Origin of the sequence: Microbacterium sp. CSI-V (assembly GCF_001984105.1) — a bacterium.
Lineage (GTDB): Bacteria > Actinomycetota > Actinomycetes > Actinomycetales > Microbacteriaceae > Microbacterium.
This window is the reverse complement of the sequence record NZ_MTQM01000008.1, coordinates 345790-368669: the sequence shown is the minus strand read 5'-3', so window position 1 is coordinate 368669 and position 22880 is coordinate 345790. Positions and strand designations below refer to the sequence as shown.

The 22880-nt window shown below is 71.3% G+C and carries 17 protein-coding genes and 1 pseudogene; 5 read left to right on the top strand and 13 right to left on the bottom strand.

The window, feature by feature from the left end:
• Window positions 1-22 precede the first annotated feature (22 nt).
• The 4 genes from CSIV_RS08325 to CSIV_RS08310 are packed head-to-tail and all read right to left on the bottom strand — an operon-like array spanning window position 23 to window position 5396.
• Entirely contained in the window at window positions 23-898 is an 876-nt protein-coding gene (locus CSIV_RS08325) for a carbohydrate ABC transporter permease (RefSeq protein WP_238592351.1), read from the bottom strand.
• Window positions 895-1833, bottom strand: coding sequence for a carbohydrate ABC transporter permease (locus CSIV_RS08320; protein ID WP_175627583.1), 939 nt, complete (start codon window positions 1831-1833; stop codon window positions 895-897). The genes CSIV_RS08325 and CSIV_RS08320 overlap by 4 nt, the downstream gene beginning before the upstream one ends.
• Before the next feature lie 57 nt (window positions 1834-1890).
• Window positions 1891-3210 carry an ABC transporter substrate-binding protein gene (locus tag CSIV_RS08315; protein WP_077050930.1) on the bottom strand — a complete coding sequence of 440 codons (1320 nt, stop codon included), beginning with the start codon at window positions 3208-3210 and terminating at the stop codon, window positions 1891-1893.
• On the bottom strand, window positions 3207-5396 hold the full coding sequence (locus tag CSIV_RS08310) for a glycoside hydrolase family 36 protein (protein WP_077050929.1): 2190 nt from the start codon (window positions 5394-5396) through the stop codon (window positions 3207-3209). The genes CSIV_RS08315 and CSIV_RS08310 overlap by 4 nt, the downstream gene beginning before the upstream one ends.
• A gap of 188 nt (window positions 5397-5584) precedes the next feature.
• On the opposite strand from CSIV_RS08310, the gene CSIV_RS08305 reads away from it, so the two are divergent.
• Window positions 5585-9871, top strand: a complete 4287-nt coding sequence (locus tag CSIV_RS08305) for a LamG-like jellyroll fold domain-containing protein (RefSeq protein WP_077050928.1) — start codon at window positions 5585-5587, stop codon at window positions 9869-9871.
• A gap of 122 nt (window positions 9872-9993) precedes the next feature.
• Here CSIV_RS08305 and CSIV_RS08300 read toward each other — a convergent pair.
• The 3 genes and pseudogenes from CSIV_RS08300 to CSIV_RS08290 all read right to left on the bottom strand — a co-directional run bounded on the left by CSIV_RS08300 (window position 9994) and on the right by CSIV_RS08290 (window position 12694).
• A pseudogene (locus CSIV_RS08300) lies at window positions 9994-10715 on the bottom strand (serine hydrolase domain-containing protein).
• Between the two features lie 223 nt (window positions 10716-10938).
• Window positions 10939-11433: a hypothetical protein gene (locus tag CSIV_RS08295; protein WP_077050927.1), complete on the bottom strand. Its 495-nt coding sequence runs from the start codon at window positions 11431-11433 to the stop codon at window positions 10939-10941.
• Between the two features lie 46 nt (window positions 11434-11479).
• Window positions 11480-12694, bottom strand: coding sequence for an amidohydrolase (locus tag CSIV_RS08290; protein WP_077050926.1), 1215 nt, complete (start codon window positions 12692-12694; stop codon window positions 11480-11482).
• Window positions 12695-12895: 201 nt separating this feature from the next.
• Between CSIV_RS08290 and CSIV_RS08285 the strand changes: the two genes are divergently transcribed.
• Entirely contained in the window at window positions 12896-14089 is a 1194-nt protein-coding gene (locus CSIV_RS08285) for an NAD(P)/FAD-dependent oxidoreductase (RefSeq protein WP_077051369.1), read from the top strand.
• Between the two features lie 27 nt (window positions 14090-14116).
• Entirely contained in the window at window positions 14117-15367 is a 1251-nt protein-coding gene (locus tag CSIV_RS08280; protein ID WP_139340648.1) for a DUF4190 domain-containing protein, read from the top strand.
• Window positions 15368-15512: 145 nt separating this feature from the next.
• Here CSIV_RS08280 and CSIV_RS08275 read toward each other — a convergent pair whose 3' ends face one another.
• Both CSIV_RS08275 and CSIV_RS08270 read right to left on the bottom strand, forming a co-directional pair.
• The gene (locus CSIV_RS08275) at window positions 15513-16505 is read right to left on the bottom strand and encodes a LacI family DNA-binding transcriptional regulator (RefSeq protein WP_077051368.1); all 993 of its coding nucleotides are present in this window, start codon (window positions 16503-16505) and stop codon (window positions 15513-15515) included.
• Between the two features lie 27 nt (window positions 16506-16532).
• On the bottom strand, window positions 16533-18212 hold the full coding sequence (locus CSIV_RS08270) for a glycoside hydrolase family 13 protein (RefSeq protein ID WP_077050924.1): 1680 nt from the start codon (window positions 18210-18212) through the stop codon (window positions 16533-16535).
• Window positions 18213-18588: 376 nt separating this feature from the next.
• On the opposite strand from CSIV_RS08270, the gene CSIV_RS08265 reads away from it, so the two are divergent.
• Both CSIV_RS08265 and CSIV_RS08260 read left to right on the top strand, forming a co-directional pair.
• On the top strand, window positions 18589-19113 hold the full coding sequence (locus CSIV_RS08265) for an adenine phosphoribosyltransferase (protein ID WP_077050923.1): 525 nt from the start codon (window positions 18589-18591) through the stop codon (window positions 19111-19113).
• A gap of 238 nt (window positions 19114-19351) precedes the next feature.
• Window positions 19352-19801, top strand: coding sequence for a hypothetical protein (locus tag CSIV_RS08260; RefSeq protein ID WP_139340647.1), 450 nt, complete (start codon window positions 19352-19354; stop codon window positions 19799-19801).
• 198 nt (window positions 19802-19999) lie between these two features.
• Here CSIV_RS08260 and hpxO read toward each other — a convergent pair whose 3' ends face one another.
• The 4 genes from hpxO to CSIV_RS08240 all read right to left on the bottom strand — a co-directional run bounded on the left by hpxO (window position 20000) and on the right by CSIV_RS08240 (window position 22862).
• Entirely contained in the window at window positions 20000-21184 is a 1185-nt protein-coding gene (gene hpxO, locus CSIV_RS08255) for an FAD-dependent urate hydroxylase HpxO (protein ID WP_077050921.1), read from the bottom strand.
• Window positions 21185-21193: 9 nt separating this feature from the next.
• A complete protein-coding gene (uraH, locus tag CSIV_RS08250; RefSeq protein ID WP_077050920.1) occupies window positions 21194-21514 on the bottom strand; it encodes a hydroxyisourate hydrolase in 321 nt (106 codons plus the stop codon).
• Window positions 21511-22026 (bottom strand): 2-oxo-4-hydroxy-4-carboxy-5-ureidoimidazoline decarboxylase, encoded by a 516-nt coding sequence (gene uraD, locus CSIV_RS08245; protein WP_077050919.1) that lies wholly within the window; start codon window positions 22024-22026, stop codon window positions 21511-21513. The genes uraH and uraD overlap by 4 nt, the downstream gene beginning before the upstream one ends.
• A 236-nt stretch (window positions 22027-22262) precedes the next feature.
• On the bottom strand, window positions 22263-22862 hold the full coding sequence (locus tag CSIV_RS08240) for a helix-turn-helix domain-containing protein (RefSeq protein ID WP_077050918.1): 600 nt from the start codon (window positions 22860-22862) through the stop codon (window positions 22263-22265).
• Between the last annotated feature and the right edge of the window lie 18 nt (window positions 22863-22880).

The following is a 22880-nucleotide window of genomic DNA, read 5'->3' as shown; positions in this document are numbered from 1 at the left end:
CTCTGCGGGCCGCCGCTGATGGTCACTTGACGGCGCCGCTCGTGATGCCCGAGATGATCTTCCGCTGGGCCACCATGAACGTGATCAGCAGCGGAAGGCTCATCAGGATGATGTACGCGAAGATCAGGTGCCAATTCTGAAGGTAAAGACCGGCGCTCGCCACCTGGTAGAGGTTCAGGGGCAGCGTGTCGAGTCGACCGCCCACGACGAACAACGCGTAGAAGACGTCGTTCCAGATGTAGAGGCAGATGAGGATCGTCGCGGTCGCGAGCACCGGCATGAGCAGCGGCAGGATGATCTTGACGAACACCCGCACGGGCGAGGCTCCATCCACGCGGGCCGCCTCTTCGAGTTCGACGGGGATCGTGCGTACGAAGCCCGTGACGAAGAAGATCACGGTCGACATGTACATGCCCATGTAGACGCCGATCATGCCGACGGGGGTGCCCGCGAGCCCCAGCTGACGCAGCAGGAGCACGATCGTGACCACGGCCGGAGGGAGCACGATGCCGCTGATCGCGACGGCGTAGACGAAGGCCAGGCCCTTGGAGCGCCGGCGCCCGAGGATCCAGGCCGCCATGGACCCGAGGACCAGCACACCCAGCACCGCCGGCACCATCACGAGGACGCTGCCGCCGAACGCGGCGAGCATGCGCCCGTCGCCGATGACCGTCGCGAAGTTGTCGAAGAGGTGCCACTCCGTCGGGAGCGCCAACGACGGAACGAAGGCTTCGGCCTGCGTCTTGGCGGCGGTGAGGATTGTGAGCAGGAACGGGATGCCGAGCAGGGCGACGGCCACGAGGATCGCGGCGGCGGGCTGCACGACCCGCCCGATCGGCGTGCGGCGGCGAGGAAGTCGACGCGCGCGCCCCGTGGTGAGGGTCATTGTCTCGGTCACAGGACGTCCTCCCGCTTGCGCAGAATCCGGATGACGGGGAAGGCGAGGATCGCGACCACGAGGAACAGCACGAGGCTCATCGTCGTGGCCTGGGCGAACAGGCCCTGGCCGAAGGTCCGGAAGATGAAGATGTTGAGCAGCTCGGTGGTTCCGCCGGGGCCGCCTGCGGTGGTCGCCTGCACGATGTCGAAGCCGTTCATCGAGCCGAGCAGGGCGGTGGCGACGTTGAAGGTGACCGCCGGGGCGAGCAGCGGGAAGCGGATCGCGCGGAACGTCGTCCACCACCCCGCACCGTCCAGGCGCGCGGCCTCGAGCACGTCGTCGCTGATGGTCTTGAGGCCGGCGAGGTAGATGAGCATCGACAGGCCCATCCACTTCCACGCGTGGATGAGTGCGACGACGACGATCGTCCAGGTCGTGCTGCCGAGCCAGGCGATGTCGATGTTCTGCCCCGTCACGGCGCTGAGGATGTCGTTGAGCGCGCCGTCGGGCTTGAGCATGGCCTGGAAGATGTAGCCGACGGCCAGGGCCGACATGATCACGGGCACGAAGAACGCCACGCGCAGCGCGCGGTTCGTCCGGGTGTCCCGCTCGAGCAGTAGTGCGAGGGCGAGGCCGAAGAGGTTCTGGAAGATCGCCACCAGAACGGCGTAGACGAGCGTCACGGTCAGCGCATTCACCAGCGAGCCGTTGGAGAACAACGAGACGAAGTTGTCGGTGCCGATGAAGTCGATGGAGCTCTTGAAGCTCGACCAGTTCGTGAACGCGTAGACGAAGTTGAAGACGGTGGGGACGGCGAAGAACACCACCAGGACGGCGAGCGCCGGGATCAGGAACCACAGCGGGTGGTCCTTCGCGTGCCGACCGCGCGGAGCGGGACGCGCGGATCGCGGCGGCGGCGTCACCGTGCGGGGACGCTCGAGGGTCGAAGTCATGCGTGTTCCTCCCGGGGGAAGGGGAGCGCCGGGTCGGGTCCCGGCGCCCCCTAGGGATCAGAAGCCGGAGGCGCCGATGGCCTTGGCGAGTTCGGCGAACTGCGACTGCGTGGCCTCCGCGACCTGGGTCTGGGTCTTGGTGCCCTGGATCATGTCGCCGAGGTTGAGGTACAGGTCGGGGTTGGCCACTGCCAGTGCCTGCATCGAGCCGACCGAGTCGCCGAGCGAGCTGCTGACGTCCAGCAGCGCCTGCGGCACGTCGGACGAAGACTTCACGTCGCTCTGCAGCGACACCGTCTTCTGCGCCTGGACGAAGTCGCTGTAGCCGTCGCCGAGCCAGTACGACAGCAGCTGACGCGCTGCGGCCTCGCGCTTGGCGTCCCCCGTCTTGAACGCCACGAGAGCGTTGGACTGGTCGGGGATGAAGGTACCGACGTTGCCGTTGGGGGAGATCGGGAAGAAGCCGATCTTCTCGTTCAGCTCCTGGGTGTCGGCGAGCGACTGCAGTTGCCCGAAGAAGGAGTTGACCTGCACGGCCATCGCGGCCTTGCCGGACAGCAGCGCCGGACCCTGGTCCTCGAACTTCGCGGTCTTCAGGTCGGAGTTGAACAGCCCCTCCTGGATCAGGCCCTGGTAGGTGTCGATCGCGCCCTGGATGGTCGGGTCGGTGAACTTCTCCTTGTTCTCGTTCACGCGGTCCCACAGGCCGTCCTTGGCGGCGTCGGCGAGCTGCACCTGCACCCACCACTGCGTGGCCCACGGGGTTCCGCCGCCGAAGTCGAAGAACGGCGTGACGCCCGCGGACTTCAGCTGGCGGGCGTCGGCGAGGAATTCGTCCCAGTTGCCGGGAGTCGTGGTGATGCCCGCCTTCGCGAACACCTCCTTGTTGTAGTAGACGCCTTCGACCGCCGGGGTCGTGATGAGCGCCGCGTAGCGCGTGCCGTTCAGGATGCCGGTGATGTCCTTCAGCTCGGGCGTGTAGGCGTCGATGAAGGGGGCACCGTCGAGCGACTGCAGGTTCGTCGTGGCGTTCAGCGCCGTCAGCTGCGAGGCGGTGGGCTGCCAGAAGGCGAGGTCGGGCTTGTCGCCGGTGGCGACCTTGGTCTGCACGCTCTGCTCGTAGGGGTCGGGGATCGTCACGACATTGACCGTCGCGCCGGTGGCCGCCTCGAAGCCCTTGACGACGCTGTCAGGGACCTTGTTCGAGTTCTGCGCGGCCCAGATGGTGAGGGTCGTGCCGTCGAGCTTGGTGTCCTGGGCGGGCCAGTCCGACGATCCCGCGGCGGCGCCTCCGCCGGCGCCGGGGTCCGAGCAGCCTGCGAGGGCGAGGGCGGCCACGGCGGCGAGGGCCGTGGCGGCGAAGAACCGCTTCTTCATTGAATTGCTCCTTGTTGGTGTGATCTGTCTGATCCGGTGCGAGCGCCTTCGTCGACCGGGACCGGTCGGGCCGAGAGGCGGAGGGTACGCGCGGAGACACGGGCATCTCCGGCGCGCACGTGGAGGGTCCCCGTCGTGGCATCCCATTCGGTGTGCCAGGAAGGGAGGTCCAGGGGGAAGACCGGGGTCACCTCGACGTCGTGGCCGACGAGGTGGGGGAAGGAGAGGGCCGTGGAGACCGCGTCACCGCGTCGCCAGACCGACACGAGATCGGCGGCGGGCAGGCGTAGGCCCAGGGCGAACCACGGGTCGTCCCAGCGCGGGAGGTCCAGGGGCCAGTGCGGGTGCGCGGTCGCGATCTCGCCGCGCAGTTCCTTCGCGACCGCGATGGCGTCGGCCACCCGCTGTAGCTGCGCGGGCGTCATGCGGTTGAGGTGGCCCGACACGTAGAAGCGGCCGAGGAGGCCGGTGACCAGCGAGAACGTCGACTCTTCTGCATCCATCTCCGGCTGGGGGTAGGCCCAGCTCGCGGCCTGTTCGGGAAGGATCGCCATCGGTGCCGCCGCCGCGATCGGCGGGTACTTGCGGAAGTCCTGCTGGTCGGAGGTCGACTGCATCGCCAGCCGGGACAGCATCGCGTAGTCCATGCGCATCGCGCCCGAGCTGCAGTTCTCGATGATGAGGGTCGGATGCCGGTCCAGCACGCCGTCCAGCCACTCGAGCACCGCCCGGTTGTGGCCGAGCAGCCCGTCGCCGACGCTGTCGGCATCCAGGTCCGTTCCCGGGCCAGGGTTGATGTTGTAATCCATCTTGAAGAATCCGAGACCGAAGTCCGCCACGAGCCGATCGACGACGCCGTCGAGGTGCGCGCGGGCGGCCGGGTGACGCAGATCCAGGTGGAAGCGGTCGTGCTCGACGACGCGCTGACCGTGGCGCTGCAGGAAGGCCTCCGCCGGCAGGCGGTCGGCGAGGGCGCTCCGGATGCCGACTACCTCGGGCTCGAGCCAGAGCCCGGCGACCATGCCCTCGGCGCGGATCGCGTCGATGACCTCCGCGAGTCCCCCGGGGAAACGGGTCGTCGAGGGGATCCATTCGCCCACCGAATCCCACCAGTGTCCCGAGTCGTCGTACCACCCGGCGTCGATGCAGAACACCTCGGCGCCGACCTCGGCCGCGGCGCGGATGAGGGGGAGGAGCTTCTCGGTGGTGGGGTCGCCGTCGAGGGTGTTCATGTAGTCGTTGAAGACCACGGGCATCGCGGCGTTGTCGGGGTGCGGGCGCCGCGTCGCGCGGCGGTGGTCGGTCAACGCCGACACCGCGGCGGTGGCATGCGGGGCGAAGGCGACCGTAACGGGCACGCTCGTGAACGAGTCTGCGGGGCCGAGCACGTGCGTCCACGCTGCGTCGGCGTCGGTGGGACCGGCCAGCGCCAGGTAGCCACCGGCGGTGTCCTCTCCGATCTCCCAACGCCACGCGCCGTTGTGCTCGATCTGCCATGCGAGCGCGAAACCGGCCGCCCGGGACGCGAGCACGCCCATGGGCAGGGCGTGCGCCGTCGACCACGTCCCGGTGGAGACAGCGGTGAAGGCCCCACGCGGGTTATGGCCGGTGAGGTGCTCGGCGAGGGGCACGAAGTCCGGGCCGCGCAGAGGAGTACGCGTCCACCTCCCCTCGCCGAGCCAGTCGCTCTCGCCGGTCACCCGCTCCCAGTCCGAGAGCGCGTCGTCGGTCGTGCCGGCGTCGGTGAACCCGGCCGCCCAGGACGCGACCGACCGCAGCACGACGCGTCCGGTGCCGACGTTGGTGAGAGCGACGCTGCTCGAGACCGCCGCTACGCCCTCGCGAACGGTGAGCGTCAGACGCGTCTCGATGTCACCGGAGCGCTGCCGGATGACGAGGGTCTTCTCGCCGTCGCGGGCGGTCTCGGTGTGGTCGATGTACCGCATCCGAAGGCCGAGCTCGGTGTGCGCGAGCCGGCCCGAGGCGGGCCGGTGGCCGGCGTCGGCGGTGAGGACCTCGACGAACGGGATGCGGTGGACCGGGAACTCCCGGTCGGCGACGCGCACCGCGCTGCAGACCACGGGCGCATCGTCGTCCCACTGGAACGTGAGTGCCACGAGGTCGGTGCCCCACTCGAGGCGCGGGGCCGGGGCCGCGTCGGTGGGGGCGGGGTGCATCGTCGTCATTCGTCTCTCCGTCGTGTCGAACGAGAGGGACGCTAACCGATTCTGAAAGCGTTATCAAGCACAATGTGAAAGCGATATCAAAAATGTGACGACCTCCTTGCGGTCGGAAGTCGCACACCCTATGCTCGCGGTCTGAAAGCGCTATCAAGATGCGATGCGCGTGTCCCGTCACTCAACGTCGAGGAAACATGAGACCCCACACCCATCCCCCGTGCCGCGTCTCCGCGGCCGTCGCCGCCTGCGTGACCGTGCCCCTGGTCGTCGGCCTCGTCGGTGCTCCCGCGGCCTTCGCTGCGCCCGACGACACCCCACCCCGCCCCATCGTCGAGTACACCTTCGACGGGGATGCCGCGGCATCCGTCATCGCCAACGAAGGCTCCAAGGGCGGCGCGTTCGACGCGCACGTGCGCAACGCGGCGTCGCTCGCGCGCGGCACCGGACCCACCTCCGCCGCCGGCGCGTCGGGACTGTTCCCGGGCGCCGCCCAGGGCTCGTCGGGCTCGGCGAGCCCGTACCTCGACATCCCCGCCGGGCTCTTCGACGGAGTCACCGCGCTCACCGTCTCGACCTGGATCAAGTGGGACGGCAAGAACTCCGGCAACCTGCCCTGGGCCTACATCATCGGCAGCGACGCACTGCCGCGCGACAACTGGGGTCTCTACTACGTCCCGAACGAGGGCGGACAGTCCAAGGCCGTCGCCAACTCCGGTGCCGAAGTGAAGGCCGTCTCGCCTGTCCCGCTCACCGCGGGCGCCTGGGCGCAGATCACCTCGGTGGCCGACGGTCAGACGCTGTCGTACTACATCAACGGCGAGCTGGTCCGACGTGAAGCCGCGGCGGTCGACTTCACGAAGCTGGCCGCAGAGTCGAGCACCCGCTCCGGGCTGATCGGGCGGGTGCCGTGGGCGCCGCAGTGGGCCGCCCTGTTCGGCGGCGAGTTCGACGACTTCTCGATCTACGACGTCGCCCTGACATCCGACCAGGTGGCGCAGAGCTTCGCCGCCACCGCGGGCCCCGTCACGGCGGTGGACCAGACGGCCTGGCAGGTGCCGACCACCGCCGGCCAGGCGCCCGTGCTGCCCGCTCGGGTCGGCGTGACGCGCGAGTCCGGACTGAAGACCGACGCGGCCGTCCGCTGGGACGCCGTACGATCGTCGCAGTACGCGACGGCGGGCACGACGTTCACCGTCGACGGCGTGGTCGAGGGTACGGAGCGCAAGGTCACCGCGACCGTCTCGGTCGCCGAGCGGCAGACCGAGGACATCGTCGCCGACCTGAGCCGTCGCACCGGCGACTTCCGCGGCGGCGCCTCGGGAACCCTCTACGGCCTCGGCGACGAGCAGTCGCCCACGCAGGCCCTCGTCAACGGCGCGGCCATGACCAACGTGTCGCAGAAGCCGCCGTTCGGCACGCAGCACCCGGGCGGCGACGCCTTCAACATCGAGAAGACGTTCTTCGACAAGCACGGCGAAGACCTCTACATCTACACCCAGGACTACTACCCGGACTGGCCCTACAACCAGGGCGTTCGCCCCGGCGACGACCGCACGTACGTGCGCGACGCGGACGGAAAGCTCACGTCGGAGTGGACGCCCGGAGGCGACGGGGTGTGGGACTACCTCGAAGTGCTGGAGATCGTGACCGAGGCGGTCGCGACCGGGGCCGACGACCCCGAGAAGTACACGTTCATCCCCTTCAACGAGCTCGACCTGCAGTGGCTCAATACCGACGACAAGTACAACCGCTACCTGCAGCAGGGCGGCCAGCCCGACAGCTACACCCCCGGCGGGGCGAGCGACTGGGCCGCGGCCTGGAAGGTCATCACCGACGTCTACGCCAAGCACGGGCTGAGCCGGCCCCGCATCGCCGGACCCGGGGATGCCGCGTGGCGCGGTGAGGGCAACATCAAGGCGTTCCTGCGCTCCGCGATCGCCACGAACACCGTCCCCGACGTGTACGTGTGGCACGAGCTGCGCGGATACCAGTGGATGCCGGATCGCGCGAACGCGTTCCGCCAGTACGCGCGGGATCTCGGCATCGCCGAGGACAAGGTCCCCCAGATCAACATCACCGAGTACGGCGCGAGCAACGACATGAGCTCGCCCGCCAACCTCCTGCGCTGGTTCTCCAGCTTCGAGGCGGCGAAGATCGACGCGCAGACCGCGTACTGGACGGCATCCGGCACGTTGTCCGACAACCAGGCCAAGGTCAACGCCGCCAACGGCGGCTGGTGGATGTTCAAGTGGTACGGCGACCTGCAGGGCTCGCAGACCGCCGAGGTCACCACCAACCGCGAGAAGGCGATCGCCGCGATCGACGACGCCAACCGCCGCGCGCAGGTGATCGTCGGCGGAGTGCAGCAGGGCCGCGACGGGCTGCTCACGGTCAACGGCCTGTCGAGCGACACCTTCGGCGGCTCGGTCGACATCGAGGTGCGCGAGGACCTCATCTCGGGCACCGACGGCATCGCCGACACTCCGCGCGTCGTCGCCGCGTATGACGACGTCGCGGTCTCGGGCGGCTCCGTGCAAGTGCGCATCCCGTCGGCCGACGCCAGCGCCGCGTACCAGGTGGTCATCACCCCGGCCACCGACCGCGATGTCGCGGCCGAAGCCGCGCAGCAGGCGCCGCACCGGTGGGCGGAGGCCGAGGACCTCGCGATCACCGGGGGAGCCGTGCGCTCACAGCCGGGTGGCGGCTACCGCCTCTCGGGCGACCGCGACGTCACGGGCCTTACGGGCGCCGACGCGCGCCTGGACTGGCAGGTCGACGTGGCCGAGCCGGGCCTGTACCGCTACACGGTGCTCGCCGCCACGCCGGGTCGCGCCGCCCAGCACGAGCTGTTCGTCGACGATGCCGACTCCGCGACCGTGCAGTACGGAGCCAACGCGATCAAGCCCGACAACGTGCGCGGCACGGCCCGCGGCACCGCCGAGGTGTACGTCAATCTGGATGCCGGCACCCACACGCTGAGCCTGCGCACCAGCCGAGACGGGCAGAACCTGCTTCCGGGTGCCGGCGCGGACGGCGGTGTCACCGTCGACCGTGTCGAGCTCACCCGCGTGGGCGATGACACCAACACGCAGCACGCGGTGTACCCCGCCACGACCCTGCGTCTGGCGGGCTCCGCGAAGCTCGAGGGAGGAGCGGTGTCGATCGGCGACGGTGACCGGGTCGACGTCTACCCGTCGGCGGACGAGTCGGGTTACTACGACGTGGTGGTCGACTGGCAGGGCTCCGACCTCGGCCTGACCGTCAACGGCCGCCTCGCGACCACCTTCGCCGAGGGGCAGAAGCGAGCGCGCATCCACCTGCCCGAGGGCATCAGCGAGATCGAACTCCGCAGCACGGGCGGTGCCCGCGTGAGCGCGGTCAGCACGACCCGCGCGGTCGAGGGCGACGCCGCGATCGTCAAGGTCGAGGTGGAGGATGCCACGAAGGCCACGCTCGGCGGAACCGCGGCGGTGAAGGGCTTCGGCTCGGAGCTGACGAACGGTTCCGGCTCGGGCTACGTCGGCGGGCTCGGCATCACCGACGCCGTCCCGGCGAACCAGGGAACGCTCACGATCGCCCGCGGGGCGGGGTTCGACACGGCGGGGGCGTACGACGCGATCGTGCACTACTCGAACGACGACATCGAGGGCCGCCACGATTACAACCCGCAGGTCGTCGACCTGGGGCTGCAGGCGCAGGAAGCCGGTCACGACGGGTTGGTGGGGCGCTCGACGTTCCGCTACACGTACACCGCGACCAACTTCTGGGAGGCCGTGATGCCGCTGAACCTCACCACCGACGGTGGGGCGGTGACGTTCGGCAACACGAAGCAGACCCTTGTGATCGACGAACGCACCAGCCAGCAGGACCAGGTCGTGCTGAACGGGTATGCGATCGCCCCCGACGTCGATTGGATCGCGTTCGCCCCGTTCGTGCTCGAGACCGACGGTGTCGAGATCGGCGTCCCCGCCGCCCCCGCGGCGCCGGGGGTCCAGGTCGACGGCACCACGGCGGTCGTATCGTGGGAGGCTCCGGCCGACAACGGCTCGGCGATCACGGGGTACACGCTCGAGTTCGTCTCGGATGCCGGCGCGGACCGGTCGGTCTCCGTCGACGCCGCGGCGGTCTCCGCCACCGTGGCCGACCTCGCGCCGGGCACGTGGACGGTGCGGGTCATCGCGATCAACGCGGCGGGATCGTCGCCGGCCTCCGAGGCTTCCGCTCCGTTCGTGATCGCGGAGGCCGCAGGCCCGGGTGAGCCGACGCCGACGCCCACGCCCACCGAGCCCGGCTCGGGTGTCGGCTCGGGCTCAGGCACGGCCCCCGGCTCGATCGCGTCGTCGGGAACGGCAGGTGCGCTCGCCGTCACCGGCACCGTGCTCCCGCTCGCCGCGCTGCTGCTGGCGGTCGCGGGCATCGGCGCCGGTGTGATCCTCCGCCGTCGCACCCCCTCGTCACGGGTCGACCGCCGCGAGGACTGAGACTCGGTGGGGGCGGCCGTTGCGGACGCCCCCACCCGAGTGCGTGCACTCGCGCGCTGACGGAGGGTTCCAGGCCGGTCAGCCCCGAGGGCGCGGGGTCCGCGGCGCGTTCGTGAGCCTTCTCAGGCGGCCCGTTCCGCGATGAAGGATGCCACCGCGTCGGCGCCTGCGTGATCGTTCGCGGTGACCGTGACGACCGCGTCGCCGGCGAAGACGATCAACTGTCCGTGGGCACCGTGCAGGCGCCAGGCGTTCCCCGGACCGTCCCACCCGGCCATCGCATAGCGGCGGTAGCCCTCGCCCGCACTGCCCGTCTCGATCCACGCCGAGTGCATGGCATCCACCGTCTTCGCCGAGACGAGGCGGCGACCGTTCCAGAGCCCGCGGTCGCGGATCAGCAGGCCCAGGCGCGCCATCTCGTCGGTGCGGAGGGCAAGACCTTCGCCGCCGAGCACGCGGCCGTTCGGGCAGCGGCGCCAGTGCACCTCATCGAGGCCCAGCGGGGCGAACAGCCGTGGCCGCAGGTACTCCTCGACGTCGCCGGTGCGCTTCGACAGCGCGTGCATCGCGGTATACGTGCTGGCATTGGAGTACTGGAAGACGCGGCCGCGCGAGGGCCGCGCGAGGAACTCGGCGGCGAGGTCGGCCAGTCGCCCATCATCGTCTCGGAGTACGCGAAGTCGATTCCGCCGGTCATGGTGAGCAGGTGCCGCAGGGTGAGCTCGGCGGAGGTGGGCACGAGCTCGCCCAGCGGGGCGTCGAGCGACACGAGACCCTCATCCGCCGCGATTCCGGCCGCGAGCACGGCGACGGCCTTGGCGACGGAGTGGATCTCCTTGCGCACGTCGGGCGCCCAGCGGTGGGTCGCGGTGTCGTCGCCGACCCTCACGTGCACACCGTGCGCGGCGAAACCGGTCGCGTCGATGCGGGCGACGAGCTCGTCGCGGAGGCGGGCGGCGGCGGACACGTCCACAAGGCTACGCAGGTGTGCTCGCCGTCTTCGCGGGCGTCGTCGCCCCCGCCGGCGGTCGCGCACGCGCGCCTGCTGACGCGAGCGCCAGGGCCGGTCAGCCCATCGGGCGCGTCGTGATGTCGAACCCGGCGAAGGGGAGGGGCGCGAACAGCGAGTAGTCGTTCCAGTCCTCGACGCGAAGGGTCGAGATGGCCCAGAAGCCCACGACGAACGTGACGAGGGTGAGCACCACGATCACCATCCGGGCGTTGTGGAGGATGCTCAAGGCGCGTTCGACGGTGTCGGCACGGCGCAGGATCCTCGTCAGCGAGAACAGCACGACCAGGCCGATCGCCACGTAGATCAGCGGGTGCGCGCTCACGGTGACCGAGCCGCACATCGGGGCGACGTCGGTCGGTCGTCCCTCGGCGTCGAGAAAACCCCCGCTGCCGGTGACGCCGCCCGAGCAGCTGCCCATGCTGCCGCGCAGGAACACCGCCAGCATCGTCACCGCCACGATCGCCCAGATCAGGAGCGAGCGGATGCCGACGACCACCGCCGCCCCCGGAAGCAGCGCGTTCACGTGGGTCTCATCCTGCGTGATGGTCATGACGGCCTCCCCAAAGGTTCCTCCCACCCTCACACGGGCGCGCCGATCAGTCCAGGAACTCCCGGGCCGCGACCACGAGGTTCTCGACGCCGCGATCGATCGTCGGCTGCATGACGGGCGCGAAGAACGGCGAGTGGTTGGTGGGGATGTCGCGCTCGATCGTGCCGCCGGCCAGGGCCTCCGCGAAGGTCTGCGGATCCACTCCGCCCCAGAACCAGAACAACAGCGGCGCGCCGGATTCGCGGGCGAACCACGACACGTCCTCGCTGCCCGTGAACATGCCCGGGTCGACGACGCCCGCCTCGCCGAACGCCCGACGGAAGGCCGCGGTCAGGCGGGCCGTGGCATCCGGGTCGTTGATGGTGGGCGGCAGGGAGTGATCGGTCGTGATGGTGGGGGTCTTCTCGGCTCCGGATGCCTCGGCCTCGGCGCGGATGATCCGCTCGACCTTGCTCATGACCCGCGCGCGGGCCGCGTCGTCGGGGTAGCGGAGGCTGAGCTCGAGCTTCGCCTCGGCCGGGATGATGTTGTTCTTCAGGCCCGCGTGGATCGAGCCGACCGTGACGACCGCGACATCGCGCGGGTCGACCTCGCGCGAGACGACCGTCTGCAGGCGCATGACGGTGGCGGCGGCCATGACGACCGGGTCGATCGTGGAGTGGGGGCGCGAGCCGTGTCCGCCGCGGCCGTGGAGGACGACGGTGAGCCCGTCGGATGCCGCCATCTGGGTGCCGGGGCGCACGCCGATCGTTCCGGCGGGGAGCGGTGTCACGTGCTGCCCGAGCACGATGTCGGGCCGCGGATACCGGTCGAGCACGCCGTCGGCGATCATCGCCTGCGAGCCCGCGCCGTACTCCTCGGCGGGCTGGAACACCGCGACGACCGTGCCCGACCACTCCGACGTGGTGGCGACGAGACGCTCGAGCGCCCCGATCAGGGCGGTGACGTGCATGTCGTGACCGCACGCGTGCATCACGGGAACGGCGTTGCCGGCCGGGTCGGTCCCGCGCGCGGTGCTCGCGTAGGCCAGGCCCGTCTGCTCCTCGACGGGCAGGCCGTCCATGTCGGCGCGCAGCCAGACCACCGGACCGGGGCCGTTGTCGATCTTCGTGACGACGCCCGTCCGTCCGACGCCCTCTTCGACCTCGAGTCCGAGGTCCGCGAGGTGCCGGGCGATGACGCCGGCGGTCCGGGTCTCCTGGAACGACAGCTCGGGGTGGGTGTGAAGGTCGGTGTACAGGCTTTCGAGGTCGACACTCATGCCTCCGAGCCTATGCGTCGCGTCGTGCGGTGTCCCGTGCCGCGGCACTCCCGGCGCTTGAGTGTCCAAGACACGCCGCATCCGCCCGACGCCGTACGGCGTGTCTTGGACACTGAATCTCCTCACAGGCCCCCGCTACCCGATGCCACCTCGCCTGTCCAGCCGTCCCGGGTGGGCGGCGAGGGCGGCGAGGCTGGCGGCATGGCCACGACACACTTCGACTACCTCATCGTCGGCGGCGGGATGGTCGCCGACACCGCGGCGCGCGGCATCCGCGAGATCGACGCCGACGGGTCGATCGGCATCCTGAGCGACGATGTCGACGAGCCCTACACGCGCCCCGCCCTCAGCAAGAAGCTGTGGACCGACGACGAGTTCACGTGGGAGAAGGTGCCGCTCGGCACCGCCGACGACACCGGCGCCGACATCCGGCTGCGCACGCGCGCGACCGCGGTCCGCCCCGAGGCGCACGAAGTGGATGCCGACGGCGAGACGTACTCGTACGGAAAGCTGCTGCTCGCGACCGGCGGACACCCCGTGCCGCTCCCGATCGACGACCGCTCCGGCGGCGAACGGGCCCTGACGTTCCGCACCGCCGCGGATTACCGGCGGCTGCGCGCCCTGTCCGAGGAGGTCGAGCGCATCGCGGTCGTCGGCGGCGGCTACATCGGCTCCGAACTCGCGGCCGCCCTCGTGCAGAACGGGGTCGACACGGTCCTGATCCACACCGGCGCGGTGCTCGGCGACGCGGTGTTCCCGGCCGCGCTCGCGGAGCGGTTCGAGAAGCTGTTCCGCGACGCCGGGGTCGAGATCGTCGCGGGATCGAAGGTCGAGGCAGGAGAGGCGGATGCCGACGGCATCCGGCTCGCGCTCGAGGGCGGCGGCGAGGTGCGCGCGGACGCCGTGGTGAGCGGGCTCGGCATCGAGGTCGCGACCGACCTGGCCGAGGCGGCGGGGATCGCCGTCGACGACGGCGTGGTGGTCGACGCGCAGCTGCGTTCGTCGGTCGACGACGTGTGGGCCGCGGGGGATGTCGCGAGCTACCCCGACCGGCTGCTCGGGCGCCGCCGGGTCGAGCACGTCGACAACGCCCATGAGATGGGCCGGGCCGTCGGCCGCAACCTCGCCGGCGCCGCGGAGCCGTACACGCACACGCCGTATTACTACTCGGCGGTGTTCGGCATCCGGTACGAGGCCGTCGGCACGCTCGACTCCTCGCTCGCCACGGTGGAGGACTGGATCGACGCCGACCGCGGCGTCGTCTACTACCTCGACGACGACCGGGTCGTCGGCGTGCTGCTGTGGAACGTCGAGGACGCCCGCGACGCCGCCCGCTCCGTGCTCGCGGAGGCCGACACCCTGACGCGCGACGACCTGGTGGGCCGTATCCGCTGACCGCCGGGCGATAGCCTGATCGCTGCCGTGGCACTCGCCGTGCGACGAGATCAGGGGGCATCCGTGGCGACCGCAGAACTGCGACTTCTTCTTCCGCTCGATCAGGCACGGGATGCCGTGGGCTCGGCGCTGGCCGAGCAGGGCTTCACCGTGCAGCCGACGCCCGGCGGTTCGCTCGACGTCTCCCGCGGGAGCCTGGGGACGACGGTGGTCGCGGGCGCGTTCGCCGAACAGGACATGCACGTGCGGTTCGACGTGCATCTCTCCCCGGGTGCCGAGGGCACCCTGGCCGTGTTCGAGCACTCCGCGGTCGGCGGGTTCTTCAAGGGCGGCGCCGTCGGCGCGGCCCGCGTGGGCGAGATCATCCGCGACGCGGCGCACCTGGCCGGGGTGCGTCTCGCGCAGCAGGGGCTGCTGGCCGGTGGTGCCGGGAGCGTCCCTGCCCCCGCCGGCCCGGACACGGCGTCCGGCATCGACGCGCCGGAGGGCGCACCCGCGCCGCCGGTCGCGCCCGGCGGCCACCCGGCCCCGCCCGCCCCCGGCGGTTACCCCGCGTCCACCGTTCCCGGCGGTTCCCCCGTCCCGCCCGCCGGGTACGCCGCGGTACCTCCCGGGTTTCGGTACGGCGCCCCGGCTCCGGTTCCGGGCGCCGAGCAGCGGACGAACACCGTCGCGATCGTCGCGATCGTCTTGGGCTTCGTCTTCCCGATCGGTGGCATCATCGCCGGTTCCGTGGCGCTCGCCCAGGTGAAGCGGACGGGTGAGAAGGGCCGCGGCCTCGCCATCGGCGGCATCGTGGCCGGGGCGGTCATGACGGTGCTCTCGATCATCGTCGGCATCGCCCTCTTCCTCTTGTTCGCCCTGGGCGCGGCGTCGTCGAGTGCCGGCTCTCCTCTCGATCCGTTCCTCCCCCCGGCGGAGAACGACACCTTCGCGCTCCCGGTGGGCACGTGCCTCGACGAGTTGGCGACCACCTACATCACGAGCGACAACGTGCTCGACTGCGCCCAGCCCCACAACTTCGAGATCTTCAGCTCGTTCCTGGTCGACGACGGCGCCTTCCCCGGGGAGAGCGTGTTCGAGGAGCAGGCCTACGAGAAGTGCGACGCGGCGTTCGCCGCCTTCGTGGGCATCCCGTACGCGGACTCGACTCTCGACTACACCTACCTCTCTCCGACCAAGGAGACCTGGGCGCAGGGCGACCGCGAGATCCTGTGCATGATCTTCGACCCGTCCGTCGCGCAGACGACCGGGTCGCTGGCCGCTTCGAAGCGCTGACCGGACGGGCGTCTCGTTCCGCTCGCGAGCGATGCGAGCCGCGCGATAGTCCTGCGGTGCGGCATCCCTGCGCGTGTGTCCGTCGGGCGGGACGCGCCATGCAGGAGTCGTGCCGGGATGCGACGGCCCCGGCCACGGCCCTGCCTCAGACCGGCGCCAGCGCCGTCGAGCCGCGCTCAAGCAAGGCGAACGGGAGCGTGCCGCGACGAAGGGTGGGGGCGGCCCCGTCGAGGTCGGCGAGGACCGCCTCGGCGGCGCGCTCGCCCTGACCGCGGGCGAACTGGTCGATGGTGGTGAGTCCGAACCAGCGGCCCAGGTCGTTGCCGTCGACGCCGATGATCGAGACGTCCTGCGGCACCCGCAGCCCCGCCTCCCGTGCGGCGAGGACGGCGCCGATCGCCATCTCGTCCGACGCGGCGAAGATCGCGGTCGGGCGGTCGACGGCGTCGAGGAGGCGCCGCGCCGCAGCCGATCCCCCCTCGATCGTGAAGTCCGCGTCGGCGAACGAGGGCGTCGCGCCGGCGGCATCCATCTCTTCGGTGAAGCCACGACGGCGGAGGGCCGGCACCGACGACCCCCTCGTCTCGTGCGAGCCGATGTGCGCGATCCGCCGGTGACCGAGGTCGAGCAGGTGCCGGGTGGCGAGGCGACCCACGGCGCGGTCGTCGACGGTGAGGGTCGTCACCAGGGGATTGGGGCCGGCGATCGCGACGATCGGGACACCGAGGCTGCGCAGGAGCTCGGCCTCTTCGGCGTCGAGCTCGGGTGCGATGGTGATGATCCCGTCGACCCGGCGGCGGCGCACGTTGTCGGAGAACACGCGATGCCGTTCCTCGGCCGCCGCGCTCACGCCGTAGAGGGTGATGTCGAAGCCGCGACGCACGAGACCGTCCGAGATCCCCGCGAGCACCGTGCTGTAGAACCACCGGTCCAGGAACGGCACGATGACCCCGATCGCCCGCGCCCGGCCGGTCGCCAGCGCCGACGCGGCCGCCGACACGACGTAGCCCAGCTCATCCGCGGCGGTCTGCACGCGCTGCCGCGTCGTGGGCGACACGGGCCCGCGCCCGCTGAGGGCTCGCGAGACCGTGGCCGTCGACACGCCCGCCCGGCGGGCGACCTCGTCGATGCCGACCACGGTCTCGCGGATCCCGGATGCCACGGCTCAGGCCGCGGCGATCCAGACGGTCGTGTCGGTCGGGAGCGCGGCGCCGTCCAGCGGTCCGCTCGCCACCAGGACGTCTCCGGCGGGAAGCTCGACCGCGGTGTCGCCGAGGTTGGCGATCACGGTGACGGAGCCGTTGCGGAACGCCACCACGTCGTTGCCGAAACCGTCGATCCACTCGAGCGACCCCGCCCCGAGGTCGCGCGCGCGGCGCTCGGCGAGCAGCGAGCGGTAGAGCGACAGGGTGGATGCCGGGTCCTCGCGCTGCACGTCCCGGGCGAACTCCGCCCACTCGGCGGGCTGCGGCAGCCAAGCGGCGCCGGTCTCGTTGAAGCCGTACGCGGGGGCGTCGGCCGTCCACGGGATCGGGACGCGGCAGCCGTCGCGACCGTACCGCTCGCCCTCGGTGCGGAACCAGGTGGGGTCCTGACGCGCGTCGTCGGGCAGGTCGATGACCTCGGGCAGGCCCAGCTCCTCGCCCTGGTACAGGTACGACGAGCCGGGGAGCGCCAGCATGAGCGAGGTCGCGGCTCGGGCGCGCCGCAGCCCCTTCACGGGGTCGGGCTGGCCCGGCGACTTCGGGCCGATGCCCGCGCCCTGCGGGTTCTCCGCGGTGAGTGCGAGTCGCGAGGCGTGCCGGACGACGTCGTGGTTGGACAGCACCCACGTGCTCGGGGCGCCGACCGCGGCGTACTCGTCGAGCGACTCCGTGATCACGTCGCGGAGGGCCTCGGCATCCCACTTCGTCTCGAGGTAGGCGAAGTTGAACGCCTGGTGCATCTCGTCGGGGCGCACCCACAGCGCCGTCTGCGCGACGGTGGGGAGCCATGCTTCGGCGCACAGGGCGCGGTCGCCGTCGTACTCGGCGAGAACCTCGTGCCACTCGCGCCACACCTCGTGGACGCCCGGCTGGCCCCAGTACGGCACCTCGTCGGCGTCGCCGCCCATCGAGCCGCCCTCGGGGTCGGGGGTGAAGTCGGGGAGGCCGTCGGCCTTGATGAGGCCGTGGGCGACGTCGACGCGGAAGCCGTCGACCCCGCGGTCGAGCCAGAAGCGCAGGATGTCGCGGAACTCGGCCCGCACTTCGGGGTTGGTCCAGTCGAAGTCGGGCTGGGTCTCGTCGAAGATGTGCAGGTACCACTGGCCCGGCGTGCCGTCGGCCTCGGTCACGCGCTTCCACATGCCGCCGCCGAACACCGACTCCCAGTTGTTCGGGGGCAGCTCGCCGTTCTCGCCCTTCCCGTCGCGGAAGATGTACCGCGCGCGCTCGGGGCTGCCGGGGGCGGCCTTCAGCGCCTCCTGGAACCACACGTGCTGGTCGCTGGAGTGGTTCGGCACCAGGTCGACGATCACCCGGATGCCACGGTCGTGGGCGCCCGCGAGCATCGCGTCGAAATCGGTGAGGGTGCCGAAGATCGGGTCGACGTCACGGTAGTCGGCGACGTCGTACCCCGCGTCCTTCTGCGGCGACCGTTGGAAGGGGCTCAGCCAGATGGCATCCACACCCAGCTCCTGGAGGTCGTCGAGGTGCGCGGTGACGCCGGGGAGGTCGCCCAGGCCGTCGCCCGAGGCGTCCGCGAAGGAGCGGGGGTAGATCTGGTAGATGACGGCGGTCCGCCACCACTCGGAGCCGGGAGCGGACTCGAGTTCGGGGCGCGCGTCCTGCTGCGTGAAAGTCATGCGGTACAACCTAGTGCAAGCGCTTGCAGCGCGGGGGAGGGGGTCGACACGTTCGCAGACTACCGGGGCCGCGTTTCCGCCGTGTCACAGGGCGCCCCACGGCTCACCCCGCTCCACCGGGCCGCCGCTCCGCCGCGCCGCGGCCGCCCACCCGTCGCCGCCGCTCCGCCGCGCGTTCCCGGGTGCCGTCCTCCTCGGTGCGTGAGTGTCCTCCTCTGCGCTTCGGCGCCCTCGCCGGTGTTTCGGTGTCCAAGACACGCGGATGCCGCCCACTGCCGTCCGCGTGTCTTGGACACCGAAGCGGACGTCAGGGCGAGGGCCGCCGGACAGGCGGGGGGTCCCGGCGCGGAGAACCCGCGGCGATTAGGCTGGGACGGTGCCCGACGCCTCCGCTCTCTCCCGTGCCGAATCGCTGATCGGCAGCATCCCCGACTACCCCGAGCCCGGGGTGATGTTCCGCGACATCACGCCGCTGCTGGCGGATGCCGAGGCCTTGCGCGTCACCATCGAGGCGCTGCTCGAGCCGTTCGCGGGTCGTTTCGACGTGGTGGCCGGCATCGAGGCGCGCGGCTTCCTCCTCGCCGGAGCCGCAGCCGTCGCGGCCGGCGTGGGACTCGTTCCCATCCGCAAGGCGGGCAAGCTGCCGCGGCCCGCGGCATCCGTCTCGTACGCGCTCGAATACGGCACCGCCGAGATCGAGATGCATGACGACATCGCCGACGGCACGCGCGTCCTGCTGCTCGACGACGTCCTCGCCACCGGCGGCACTCTCGAAGCGGGGCGTGCCCTCGTCGCCCGCCTCGGCGGAGAGGTCACCGGCACCGCCGTGCTGCTCGAGATCGACGCCCTCGGCGGCCGCCATGTGCTCGGCGGCGACGTGCACAGCATCTTCCACGTCTGACCCGCCAGGCGTCCGCCTCCCCGCCGGGGCGCGTCGGTGGTGCCCCTCACGTGAGTGTCCAAGACACGCGGACCGCGCGCCGTGGCATTCGCGTGTCCTGGACACTGAAGCCCAGACACCGTGCCGCCCGCAGCGGCGCGCAACGGCGGGTGTCCAGGACACGCCGTTACGCCGGGCCCCGATGCGGCGTGTCTTGGACACTCGGGCCCGCGCGTGACAGGGCGGCTACCGTGGCCGAATGACAGAACCGACGGATGCCACCCCCTCGGCCAGCGAGCAGGATGCCGCCGATCCCACGGCGCCGCGGCCGCCCGCGGCGAGTTATGTGTCCTCGCAGCGGACGTCGGATCGGCCGTCACCGAGCCCGCAAGGGTTGACGCCGCAGGAGCAGAAGCACCAGCGCGAGACGAGCCTCGTGATGTCGATCGTCGTGATCGCGGCCGTGGTGCTCGGGGCCGTGCCGCTTCTCTACGCGGCCGTGATTGCGCTCTTCCTTCCCGTCCTCCTCGTCCCCTGGCTCGTCGTGCCGGTCCTGCTCACGGTCCTCGCGACGACGGCTCTGCGTCGCGCCCAGCGCGGCGGTCGCCGCGGGCCGCGCATCACCGCGCGGTGGGCGCTCGGCGCCGCGATCGCGCTGTTCGCGCTGCCGCTCGCCGCCATTGCGTACTTCAACGTCGCGATGAACTGAGCGCCCCGCGCGGGCGCTGAGTGTCCAAGACACGCGGACCGCGGGTCGTGGCATCCGCGCGTCCTGGACACTGAAGCCCAGACACCGTGCCGCCCGCAGCGGCGCGCAACGGCGAGTGTCCAGGACACGCCGTTACGTCGGGCCCCGATGCGGCGTGTCTTGGACACTGAACCCGCCGCGCCGCCGCGCCGCCCCGCGTCAGCGCAGCACGCTTGCGCCGAGCTCCACGGGGCTGCCCTCGATGTTGCCGACGATGCCGCGGATGACGCCGGAGCCGTCCTCGCGCCGCAGGCCGTCGTACCAGGCCTGCGTCGCCTCGACGTCGAACGCGTGCGTCTCGTGCGCACGCTTGCGGGCGCGCAGCACGAGATCGCCGGCCCGCTCGGTGCGGATGCGTTCGTAGCGCTTCAGCGAATCCTCGACGCCGAGCGTCGTCGTGGCGAACACGATCCCGAGCGCGAAGCTGTCCTCCAGTGCCGAGCACGCGCCCTGCCCGATGTCGGGGGCGGTGTTGTGCGCGGCGTCGCCGAGGATCGCCACGCGTCCCCGCACCCAGGTGTCGAACGGGTCGATGTCCCAGATCTCGACGCGGTTGAGCGAGGCATCGGGGTCGATGGCATCCAGGAGGGCCCGCACGCCCGGCGCTCCCCACGAGCCGAACGCGGACTCGAGCGCCGCCACACGGTCTTCGAGCACGCCCGAGGGCCCGGGGACGTCGACGAAGAAGTAGAACCGGTCGCCCGCGACGGGCATCACGGCGCAGCGCTTGCCGTCGCCGACGTATGTCGTCCACTGATGCGGCGGCCCGATGCGGGGGTCGGCGGCGACCAGGCCGTTGTAGTTGACGTACCCCGAGTAGCGCCTCTCGGGACGGATGCCGGTCGGCTCGGTGACGTAGTCCCGCACGAGCGAGCGCGCCCCGTCGGCGCCGATGAGGAGGTCGGCCGTGTCGGTCGAACCGTCGGCGAACGTCGCGGTCACCGTCTCGCCGTCGTCGGAGACCCCGACCAGTCGCATCCCGAGGTGGATGCGGTCTGCGCCGACGGCATCCATCATCAGCGCCTGCAGATCGGCGCGGGCGACCGGGTAGGGCCGCTGTCCGGTCTGAGAGGTGACGGATGCCAACGAGAAACGGCACATCTCCTCCCCGGTGTGGCCGTCGTAGTAGGCCATGTCGTCCATCTGGCCGCCGAGGGCGGCGACCTCGGCGCCGAGTCCGAGCCAGTTGAGCACCTTCACGCCGTTCGACCACAGCGACAGCGCGGCGCCGACCGGCCGGTTCTCGCGCATACGGTCGTAGACGACGACGTCGTGGCCGAGCTTCTGCAGCGCCAGGGCGGCGGAGGTTCCGCCGATGCCGGCTCCGATGACGATGACCTTCATGGCTCCTCCTCAGCTGCCGCGGTAGGTCGAGTACGCGAACGGGCTCAGCAGCAGCGGCACGTGCAGGTGGCCCTCGCCGCTCACGGTGAACGCGACCGTCGCGACGGGGTGGAACGACGCGACGCCGCGGCTCCGGAAGTAGGCGCCGGTTCCGAACGTCAGGGAGTAGTCGCCGTCGGCGAGACGGTCGGGGCCGAGCGCGAGGCGCCCGTCGGCGTCGGTCGCGGCGGAGTCGATCGTCGCGCCGTCGAGGTGCGCGAGCGTCACAGCGACGCCGGACGCGGGCGTGCCGGTCGCCGCATCCAGGACGTGCGTGGTGAGGTGCGTCATTCGGTGCCCTCCGGAGCGTCGGTGACGCTGCCGCGCAGGCGCAGCAGCGCGATCTCGGCGAGCTGCCGCGTCGCCTCGAGGGTCTCGGCGTCGGGGTCGTTGGTGAGGCGGCGCTCGAGTTCGGCCCGGATCTCGCCGGGGGTCCGGCCCGCCGCGCGGATCAGGAAGACGCGACCGAACCGCTCCTCGTACGCGGCGTTGCCGGCGGCGATCGCGGCGACGTCGTCGTCCGCGGCGGTGGTCATCGCGGCCTGTTCGCGACGGGATGCCGCGGCCTCCGCGTTCTCGCCCGACACTCTCGCGCCGATGCGGGGGTGAGCGTGCAGGGCCTGCTCCAGGTCGGCGGGCGACCAGGTCGCGGCGAGGTCGCCGGCGTAGGCGGCGAGGGCGTCGACGTCGGCGTAGGGCCGGCCGGCGACGACGGCGTCGACCCATCCCGGGATGTCGGCCCAGACGCGGACGACTCCCGCCGCGTCGGCGGGCGAAGCCGCGTTGAAGGCGGTGAGGTGCATGCCCGCCACGCTATGCGGCGCGCGTTACGGGGCTGTGGCGGGATGTGTCCGCGATGTTGCTGTGGGGAACATTTTCAAGGGGGAGCCGCGGGTGGCATCCGTGATTCGGGGCGGATTCCGCGCTTCGGGGCGCGATATTCACGCCCCGAAGCGCGAATCGCGCCCCAAACCCGACGCGACCCCGTGAACCCGCGCCCGCACGCCGCCGCGAACCCGCGCCCACACACCCGAGCCCGTCAGGCGTGGACGATCAACCAGTGCGCCACGGCGTCGGCGGTGCCGGTGTTGTGCAGGCGGTGGGGGACCGAGCAGGGGTAGCTGATGGCATCCCCGGCCCGGAGGATCACGCGCTCGGCCTCGAAGTCGATGGTCAGCTCGCCCGAGACGACCGTGCCGACCTCGTACCCCTCGTGGTGGAACAGTCCGTCGGCGCCGTGCGCCGATGTCCCGGGCGGGTAGATCGACTCGAAGTAGTCGACGCCGGGCGAGGTGCCGGGGGTGAGGCGGCGGAACGAGACCCCGCTGTCGAGCACGATGTCGGGCGACTGCCCGGCGCGCTGCAGGGTGAAGCCCGAGGGGCCGGCGGGTTCGACGGGACGGTCGGATGCCGGGTCGAACGCCGCCACGAGGGGAACGCCGAGGGCGTCGGTGATGGCGATGAGCCGCGAGACGCTCGGCTGGAGGACGCCCCGCTCGATCTGCGACACGGCGCTGGGGGAGATGCCGAGTTTCGCCGCGAGGGTGCGCGCCGACATGCCGCGGGCGGTGCGCAGCTCGCGGATGCGGGTGCCGACGGCGGAGCCCGCGAGGTCGTCCACGGCGGCGGGCTGCGTCATGCCCCGAGTCTAGGGAAG